At 40.7% G+C, this 1,583-nt stretch carries 2 protein-coding genes and 1 pseudogene; 1 reads left to right on the top strand and 2 read right to left on the bottom strand.

All coding sequences use genetic code 11. The features are described 5' to 3' along the window. A pseudogene (locus tag H5072_RS18980) lies at nucleotides 1-347 on the bottom strand (two-component system sensor histidine kinase EnvZ); the annotation flags it as partial. 5 nt (nucleotides 348-352) lie between these two features. Continuing rightward, nucleotides 353-1,072, bottom strand: a complete 720-nt coding sequence (gene ompR, locus H5072_RS18975; protein WP_182694450.1) for a two-component system response regulator OmpR — start codon at nucleotides 1,070-1,072, stop codon at nucleotides 353-355. A gap of 195 nt (nucleotides 1,073-1,267) precedes the next feature. On the opposite strand from ompR, the gene H5072_RS18970 reads away from it, so the two are divergent. Next, nucleotides 1,268-1,583: transcription elongation factor GreB (locus H5072_RS18970; RefSeq protein WP_182694449.1), on the top strand; the 316-nt coding region annotated here is incomplete at its 3' end.

Genomic DNA, 1,583 nt, shown 5'->3' with positions numbered 1-1,583 from the left:
ATACGTACACGAGAATAACCACCAAGTTGCTCAGTCATACTACGCGATAGCATAGAATATTCGCGGCTTTGTCCAAGCCCTTGACGCATTGCTTCGCGCTGCGTCATCACTTCGATGCCGGTAATTTCAAAAAACTTCGCAGATACTTCGTCGTTTATTTCAACGCCATCTTCCCAGTCAATAAATACCGTTTTAATTTGCTTAGCAAGCATCAAGTTAACTTGCTCAATAGTTGGTTTTACAACATAAAAACTAACCGTAACATAAGACACTATTTGATTTATTAGCAACAAAGCCGCCACTAAAAAAACAGTTTGCCCAAAAGCACTGCGCGGAAACATGCCCATAAATATTACTTTTCACCGTCGGGAACAAACACATACCCCAAACCCCAAACGGTTTGAATATATCGAGGATTAGCAGCATCTACTTCAATCATGCGGCGAAGTCGCGACACTTGCACATCAATACTTCGCTCAAGCGCACTGTAATCACGTCCACGCGCCAAGTTCATTAGCTTATCGCGGCTAAGTGGCTCACGCGGATGCAAAACAAGCGCTTTAAGCACTGCAAACTCACCACTGGTAAGCGATATTGTTTTATCCCCTTCACTCATTTCGCGCGTTGCTAAATTAAGGGTGAATTTACCAAAAGCGATTAAGTTTTCTTCAGCAGCAGGAGCACCTGGCACTTCTTTTGCGCGGCGGCGTAAAATTGCTTTTATGCGAGCAAGTAGCTCACGTGGATTAAATGGTTTTGGAATGTAATCGTCAGCGCCAAGTTCAAGACCAATAATACGGTCTACTTCGTCGCCCTTTGCAGTAAGCATAACAATAGGAATTTCATTTTCTTTTTGGCGTAGGCGGCGGCAAATAGATAAGCCATCTTCGCCTGGGAGCATTAAATCGAGAACCATTAAGTGAAAGTTTTCGCGCTCTAGGAGTCTATCCATTTGCTCCGAGTTTCCTGCGGTTCTAACAATAAAGCCTTGCTCTACTAAGTAACGTTCAAGCAAACTGCGTAAGCGCATATCGTCATCAACAACTAATACTTTTGTGGTCTCGTGTCCCATAATCTCTTTCTTATTTTTATATCCAATTACTAGTTAATATAAATGAAAAACTTAATAATCAAAAACTAATTACTTGCTTAGATTGTTACTGAACATTTCAAAACTTCCTTACTCGTACTTTATTACATTTTACGCTCGACAAATTTTGGCAAATTTAATAACGTGCACACCATTAGAGTTAATAAAGAATTCACCATGAAAACAAATTTAGTTACCCGCGAAGGTTACTTGCAATTACAACAAGAACACGATCAACTATGGAACGTAAAACGCCCAGAAGTAACAAAAATAGTAAGCTGGGCAGCCAGCCTCGGAGATCGCTCTGAGAACGCAGACTATCAATATAACAAGCGTTTGCTACGCCAAATTGACCGTCGGGTACGCTATTTACGCAAACGCATACCTGATTTAAAAATTATTGACTACTCTCCGGTGCAAGATGGAAAAGTATTTTTTGGTGCATGGGTTGAAATTGAAAACGAAGAAGGTGAAGTTAAAAAGTTCAGAATTG

It is taken from the genome of Pseudoalteromonas sp. SR45-5 (genome assembly GCF_014163565.1).
Classification (GTDB): domain Bacteria; phylum Pseudomonadota; class Gammaproteobacteria; order Enterobacterales; family Alteromonadaceae; genus Pseudoalteromonas; species Pseudoalteromonas distincta.
The sequence above is the reverse complement of the archived record's forward strand: the minus strand, read 5'-3'. Positions and strand labels throughout refer to the sequence as shown.